An 8,374-nucleotide genomic window follows, 5' to 3' on the forward strand; every position below is an offset into this window, starting at 1 on the left:
CTTTCTACTTACTCCTGTAATTCTTTCGCTAAACTAGCCATATTTTCTTCTAGGTTCTCTAAGAAATCTTTGTTATTTCCCGGATCTGCTTCGAGAGGATCCAAGACCTTCACTTTTGCCCCTGTCGCCTTGGCAATGCTATCGGCCACCTTAGACGAGGTATGCTTCTCAACAAAGATAGTTTGAACTTGATAATCCTTGACAAACTGCTGAATCTCAGCCAATTGACGGGCTGTTGGTTCCTGCTCAGGCGAGATCCCTGCAATTCCTAATTGTTTCAAGCCAAAGCGCTTGGCTAAATAAGAAAAGGCTGTATGCTGGGTCACGAAGGTCTTTTGTGTCGCTTTTTCAAAGAGAGGTTGGTATTTAGCCACCAAGGCCTCACAGCGTTTTTCAAGCTTTTGGGCATTGGCCTCATAATAACTTCTATTTTCTGGATCGATGTCTCCCAACTCTTTGGCGATGATCTTTCCTTCCTCGGCAATTTTCAGTGGATCCATCCAGGTATGAGGGTCATACAAGTGCTTTGCATCCTTCCCTTCCGTATCCTCAATATCCTCTAAGCCAGCAACCTTATCCAGCTCCATTCCTTTGCTGGCTTCGATGACCCGCAGTTTCGAGTCTTGCAAGCTAGGGTCTAGACGTCCAGCCCAAGATTCGAGCGTTTGAGAATGGTAGACGAAGACATCCGCATCATAGATCTGGGCTGTCTCCTTGGCCGAAGGTTCGTAATCATGAATCCCAGCACCCGACTGAACCATCCAGACTTCGTTTCGATCGCCTGAAATTTCCTTCACCAGGGAATAGACAGGATAGAAACTCGTCACAATTTTGAGCCCCTTTTTAGTAGAGCCAGCTCCCGAACTCCTCTGACTCCCACAAGCCACTAACAATAAGAGGCAGACGAATCCAATTCCTAAGGTTCTTAGCTTCCTCCCCAACATGTATAAATCCTTTCTTTTTCTTAATCGGTTTATTAAATAGTTAATTAACTAGTTAATGATAACGTTAATTTTTTAGTTTGTCAAGAATTTTTTTGTATTTTTTTTCACACAGAAAAAAGAGGCCCCTAGGGGCCTCTTCTATTCTCTTGATTAGTTAGACAAGATTAATCAAACCATGCGCTTATTTTTTCTTCTTTTTAAGGAGATAAGCTGCACCGCTTGCGACTACAAAGGCTAATACCAAGCTAATCAAGGAGATAGTGGTACCAGTGCTTGGCAAGATACCAACCTTCTTACCTGGTTTCTTAGGTTCTGGTGTCACTGGCTCTGTTGGTTCATGTTTATTGGTCAGAACAACATTACCTTGACCGTCATCTGTTTTCGTCACTTGGTAACCTCTTGGAACATCGACTTCTTCCACTGTATAGGTGACAGCTTTGCCCTTGACATTCTTGTCTAGATCCGCAAAGGTATGAGTCCACTTGTTCTCAGCTGACAACTCAATGACGTCACCAGACTTCTTACCGTCCGCATATAGCTGCACTTTCACACTCTTCGGACGAAGACCATCTTTGTCCTCTTGGTCATCCCACTGTTTGGTTACAGAGAGGGTGGTCTTACCTGGAGTGTGCGTATTGGTAATAGTATAGCTTTCTTGGTCAATGCTTGGTGAATAGTCAGTAACCTTTTCTTCTTGAAGGGTGTAGACGATTTCCTTACCATCCTTAAACTTAGGAAGGCCAGTAAAGGTTTCTTTCCAATCGGTCTCGCTTGTAATATCTTTGCGAGCCACTTCTCCACCATTGGCTAGAAGTTTCACAGTGATCTTAGTAGGACGAAGACCATCTTGGTTGTCATTGTCCACCCAGATCTTAGTGACTGGAATATCCACCGTACTTGGAGTGTGCGTATTGGTCAAGACGATATCGCCCTTCTCCTTGCTCTCTTCTGTTACGGCGTAACCTTCAGGGACATCCACTTCTTTCACAGAATAATGAATCTCTTGTCCGTTTGCTTTTTCAGCAAGTTTCTCAAAGGTATGAGTCCATTTATTGTCAGCAGACAAGACAACTTCCTTGCCTAGCTTTTGATCACCTGCATACAATTGGACGCGAATTTCTTTTGGACGAAGGCCATCTTGGTTATGAGCGTCATCCCATTTCTTAGTGACCTTGACCTGAGTGACAGCTGGTTCATGCTTATTGGTCAAGACAGGATGAGCTGGATCCTTGTCATCAATTGAAAGGGTGTAACCTTCTGGAACATTCTCTTCTTTCACAGTGTAGTGAATGGTCTTGCCGGCTGCTTTTTCATCAAGGTTTTCAAACGTTCCTTGCCACTGATTCGCTTCTGACAATTCAAGGGTCTGGTCTGTAGCAACCCCATCTTTATAAAGTCTGACTGTAATCGTCGCTGGGCGAAGACCATCTTGGTTATTGGCATCGTCCCATTTCTTGGTTACTTGAACTTTCGTCTTAGAAGGAGTGTGCGTATTGCTAATCACTACCTGACCTGGATTGGTCGTTTCTACCGCTTGAGTATAGCCTTCTGGAACTTCTGTTTCTTTCACGGTATACTGAATAGCTTGACCAGCTTTTTTCTCATCCAAATCAGAGAAGGTATAAGTCCAGTCGTTGTCTGCAGAAAGTTCTACCTCTTTACCTGATTTTTGGTCATTCGCATAGAGTTGGACCTTGATGCTCTTCGGACGAAGGCCATCTTGGTTTTCTGCATCTGTCCATTTCTTGGTCACTGTTACACTTGTCTTACCTGGTTTGTAGGTGTTGGTAATGGTTGATCCTTCGATAGCTGTCGAGTAGTTGGCAACTGTATCTTCCGTTACCGTATAGACTAGTTTTTGACCATTCTTATAGACTGGCAAGTCAGTGAAGCTGTGGCTCCATGTATCTCCCTCACCAGACAGAGTAGCCGTCTGTACTTCCTCTCCGTTGGCTAGGAGATGGACCGTGATGGTTGATGGACGGAGTCCGTCTTGGTTCTGAGCATCATCCCAAACTTTTTTCACGCTGACTTCTGTAGTTTCAGGAGTACGCTTGTTGGTAATGGTCGCTTTTCCATCGACGAACTGAGCTTCTTGACTTTCAGCTGTATAATGAGTCGGTACCTTGACTTCTTTTACAGTATAGGTAATCACATTACCATCATTGTCTTTGTCTGGAAGAGCGCTGAAGGTTACTTTCCAGTCATTTCCTGCTGAAAGGGCTACTGGTTTGCCTTCTGCTGTTCCATTCTTGTACAATTGGAATTCAATCTTTTCTGGACGAAGACCTTCGACGTTGTCTTGGTCATCCCAGACTTTTGAAGCTTCCAGATCGATATAATGGATATCTTTCTCATTGGCGATGACTTTTGGTGAAGCTTTTGAACCAGTCGCTTCGCCATCAATCGTGACATGGTAAAGCTGTTGATCTGCATCGTAGGTCACAACGACTGCATGCTCTGTCTCATCCAACTTGTAGTTATTTGGAGCTTTCGTCTCTTTAAGAGTGTAAGTTCCTTCTGTTAGGGTGGTGAAAGCAAGGTCTCCATCCTTATCAGAAACTTGAGTCGCAAGGACAGTACCAGTCGCATCTGACAAGGTGAACTCCGCACCAGCTAAGCCTTTGCTAGTATCATCCTTGTCTACTTTCTTCACATGGAAGCTCGCCGCAAAGATTTGAGACGTTACGGTGTTGGATTCGCGGTTTCCTTCATGTCCTTTAGCTCTGTATCCGAATTGGTTATGGGCTTGGACGACACCTGAACGACCGCCATTGTCCTTGTTATCTTCTGTCCGTTCTAGCATCAACTGCTTGACTTGGTCTGTCAATTCGCTTGGGTTGACCACTGGCACCGCAACATCTACTTGGCTACGTGCACCGATAGTGGTTCCCTCATTGGCTACGACCTTAATTCCTGTTACTTTACTATAGTCTGTGACATCTGCTGACCAAATATCTTTATCTGCAGCTTGTGCCATGGTGCTAGCTGTAACTGTGGTATCTGTTGTGTAGTATACTGTCCATCCTTCCGGAGCAGTGACTGGTCCGCGAAGACTAACGGTGTATTCTGTCTTACGGGCTGAAGCATCCAGTGTATTGACATCTCCAACTTTAGGGAGAACGTCATAGATAACCGTGTTTTCAACTGGACTATCTGTGTTGTTTTTAATCGTTAACTTGTAATTAAAGGTTTCCCCTGGTTTAAAGGTTCGAGTTACTGTTGAAGCATCAGACAAGTCATCGTTCTTGGCGATGAACTTACGAGAATAAACCCCTTCAGCTGCGACAATAGTATAGTTGGATTCCGCATGAGGAATCTTATCCGTTGTCGAACCATTGTTATTTAAATCATAACTATCTACTGCAACTGTATTCGGGTTAGCAGTTTCTAGATCCCAGAGACCTTCTCCTGCCAGATAGATATGGTTGGTAAAGGTTCCGCCATCAGCCTTCCCTTTTAATTTAGTATAGATGAATGGCAAATTAGCCTTGCCACCAGTCTCTAGGGAGCGTTTGATAAATTCCTTTTGATCCAAATGGATAATCAAGGCAGAACGTCCAGAGTTATGGTAGTTTTCAATAACCTCATAGGATTTGTACCAAGGGGCATAAAAACGAGTGTTATTCTTATCAAAGTATTGATCTAGGTATTTGAAGTCAATATCCAAGGTATTTGGATCAAAGAGATCAATAACACGCAAGTCCTTGTAATCCTTACCTGGATCTAAGCGAACATTATTAGCAGATAGGGCAAAACGAATGGTTTTTCCATCTGTGAATTGGACATTGTTATAATCTGTATTCTTAGTCAGTTCAACATTTTCTGTCAATGGAAGAAGTTTGAACTGCCATTTAGCAGATTGGTCTCTGTCTGCCCCTGACTGGGTTTTATAGGTGATCCGTCCAGTATTTTCATAGGCATTCTTGGACTCATCATTTTGATCGATATGGGTCTTTTCTGGATCCTTGAAGGCTGTATAGGTAGAAATATAAATCCCTTGACCAGATGGAAGCTCGAAGTCATCTTTCATCTCCAGTCTCCATCCGACAACCGTTCCATATTTGGTCAAATCAATGTTTCCAAATCCATCCTTGTCTGCCTCTGGTTGGATTTCTTTAGTTGAGCCATCTTCCATGGTTAGGATGATGCGTTTCACGTATTGATTGATCAGAGGTCCATTTCCATAGATTCCAATCAACATACGACCATATTCAATTTTGGTAAACTTCAAGCGCGAGTCTACTTGCTCATCATAAAAGACAATGTTTTTCTGAGCAAATGGTGTGGTGTTATTGTATTTCAAGAGCCACTTGTAGTTAGCCGCCTTGTAGTCTGTCGAATCGTAGACATTTCCTTCTGCTTGTTTAGCAAAAGCTCCTTTACCTTCCAAGTCACGCGAAGTAAGTCGGAAGATGAGAGAATCTTCAGCCGTTACATCCGGCTCTCCCTCACCACGTTCCGCAGGAATCCCCACGACAGACGCAGTGTTGGTCAAATCTTTAACCAAGACATCTTCTAAGGTTTGGTCTTTTTCCATGACCAAATCAGGGAATTTCAAGTATAAGAAACTCTTATCTTGGATTTTTTGCATCAAATCTGAATGATAGTTTTGAGGATTGGCATTGGCATCGGCAACAAAAGTTTTTGAAACCGTACCATCTCCATTATCGACCCAACCTTCTGATTTTTCTGTATCTAGAACCGCTGTACGAGTTTTTCCATCTTTGTCCGTATAGGTTGGCAGCTTATCTGTGATTGTTGCAGATTCCAACTGACGATAGCTACCATTGTACTGTCCACGCATCCCATCTAACAAGAAGGCAAACGGAACGGAAGTAGCTTTTTCGATGTACTTTTTGCCATCTGCTCCAGTTACAATCCCTGGAGATGCTTCCGCATAGTCTCTGGACATGGTCGCATCATAGTTCTGATTGACAAACTTGGTCAAGGTATAATCCTTGTATTGAGGTTTCCAAGTGATACTATTTAAAGCAGTCTCAGCACCGTTAATATTGAGCGTCCCTGTAATATCCATCGAGTAGTTAGTAGGAGGGAATCCCAACTTAAACTTGGCGATGAATGGTAGGGTCAAGACTTCAGATTTTTGGTAGTTCGTAAAATGTAAGCTTACATGGTAGTCATCTCCCACCTTTGTCACTGTTGGTGCGTCATGTTGTGAGCTACTATTAAACTCGGGAACATTGACCTCATCCAAGTACTTCCCTGGAAGCACTAGATTGACAACCACGTCATCGAGATCTGTTGTCAGATTCTTAGGGGTAATCTGAATGTAGCCAGACATGGTATCAGATGTGTTATAGGCCATACCACCTGGATGTTCTTGCTTATCTCCATACAAGAGGCTAACATCTAAGGCACCATTATCTCCGACTGCTAGCTCTTGCGCCAAGGCTGTTACAGCACCTTGACCCAATTGACCCAGCATCATCAAAATGGTGAAGAGGGCAAACCCTTTTTTCAAAAAGGTTTTCCATAAGGATGATCTCCTGTTCATTCTTTCATCTCCTTTTTATCATTTTGAACCGCAAAAGTTCCTCACTCCATTTTTATCATATATGAGCCAATTTAGCCAACGATTATATAAAAAGTGTCGCTAAATGAACAAATGAGCCGTCTAATGTTTTTGTTTTTTTAAGTTTTCTTGATTTTTTCATCAACCAGCCAATTTAGGTTAAGTACTCCAAAGATATGATTGCAAAGATCTATTATACGGCTCCAGCCCTTATTTTCATAGCTTTTTTATACCCTCCTACAAGGCCTTTAAACCCCTTACATGGATATCATTAGGTTATTTATGAGATTTTTGACAAAAATGACTTCTCCTCCTATCATCAAAGGGATGCAAAAAACCAGCTCCTTCATAGAGCTGGTTGTCTTTCTATTCTAGAAAAGTCATTAGGCAATGATGCTGAAAAATATGTATGTTATTTATAGCGCGGTGTCGCAAATCCGCGGATATTGCCATGTCCGATACGGTATACATTGCGTTTGACAGTTCCAACGGCACCGGAATTTCCTTCGATTGTATGAATCAGTCCATTTTCGACGCGTTCCACAATTCCAATATGGTCTGCCCAACCATCATTTGATTGATAATCTTGATCCCAGTTAAAGGTAATGATATCACCTGACTTCGGTGTAGAGGATCCATTTTCGTTCCAAATACCTAAACGTTTAAAAATTTGGATGTGACGTTCAACTCCACATTCACGGCCAATCAAACCACTCAAGCCTTCCCGCTGAAAGACCGTTGTGACAAAGACGTCACACCAGTCATCAGTCATCTTCACCTCATAACCAACTGGAAGTGGTTTGATACTGTTGTAATCATTGACCAATTGTTGGTGAGCTGCACTTCCTGTGCGAGCACCGACTAGACTTGCTGCTGCCCGTAAGACACGGTCCCGTTGTCCATTCGTTACACGAGGAGTGAAAGCAGTTTGATCAACTGTTACTCGGGGATGAAGGGCTGTTTGTCCAAGGTTAAAGCCTTCAACACCACCATCGACATAATCCACATAGACGTGAGTGGTATAATTGCCTGATTGGTACTGGTGATTGGCTGTAGAAACCTGCACTTCTGTGTGCATTCCAGAAGGTGCTGTTGAATACCAGAAAAGATTTTCTTGGTGCGCTTTAGACCAAGCTGCGACACGGATGTTCTTAATCCGACGTCCCTGAGGCGCTTGATCCACCGTTACCATATAGGTTCCAGCACCAGAATTGACATTTTTGATCCCTGTTTGTGTCTTGGTCTGGGCATTTCGGAACTCAACTTCTGTAGTCGTTGAACCGACACCCACACGAGAACCATCATTTTGAATATAGTAAAGGTGAATATGGTACTTACCAGTAGAGTTCTTGTGATCGCTCGCTTTGACTGATACCTTGTAGTCTCCATTTGATTGACGAGTCGCTTCATACCAGCGAATATCGTCTTGGCCATCCCTATCAGACCAAGTTGGGACTTGCACAGTCCGAACACCTTTAGGGCTGTAAACATCCTTGATAATGACATCAAAGGTACCTGTATCCTTGTTATTATTTTGGATTAAGAGACTAGCAGTTGGACGTGACTGATTTTTGAAATCAATAAAGGCCTTCTTGACAAACTTATTTTGACCTTTGGCATCCACATAGAAAACTTGCGCTTCATATTGGCCATCAGCGTTTTCGTGGTCACTAGCTTTGGCTGTTACAGTATATGAACCATCTGCTTGACGAGTTGGCGTGTACCAGATGATATCTTTCATCCCATTGGCATGAGACCATAATGGAATCTTCACTTCCTTGTAGCCATCGAAACCTTGAAGGTTCTTAGCTGTAATAGTGAAAGTCCCGTCTTTTTCTGATTTTGTAATGGTCAGATCAGCAGATGGTTTAGAAGCTGTGTAATCGATAAAGGC

General features: G+C 43.0%; 3 protein-coding genes. All 3 read right to left on the bottom strand.

The features are described 5' to 3' along the window. Positions 1 to 8 precede the first annotated feature (8 nt). Complete coding sequence (locus I2D56_RS01420) at positions 9 to 944, bottom strand: metal ABC transporter solute-binding protein, Zn/Mn family (RefSeq protein ID WP_195347807.1); 936 nt, start codon at positions 942 to 944, stop codon at positions 9 to 11. Positions 945 to 1,125: 181 nt separating this feature from the next. Continuing rightward, a complete protein-coding gene (locus I2D56_RS01425; RefSeq protein ID WP_195347808.1) occupies positions 1,126 to 6,462 on the bottom strand; it encodes a Cna B-type domain-containing protein in 5,337 nt (1,778 codons plus the stop codon). Between the two features lie 430 nt (positions 6,463 to 6,892). Next, positions 6,893 to 8,374 (bottom strand): GBS Bsp-like repeat-containing protein (locus I2D56_RS01430; protein WP_195347809.1); only part of this gene is annotated, 1,482 nt, incomplete at its 5' end.

The sequence above is a fragment of the Streptococcus australis genome, from assembly GCF_015553625.1.
In the GTDB taxonomy this organism is placed as follows: domain Bacteria; phylum Bacillota; class Bacilli; order Lactobacillales; family Streptococcaceae; genus Streptococcus; species Streptococcus australis_B.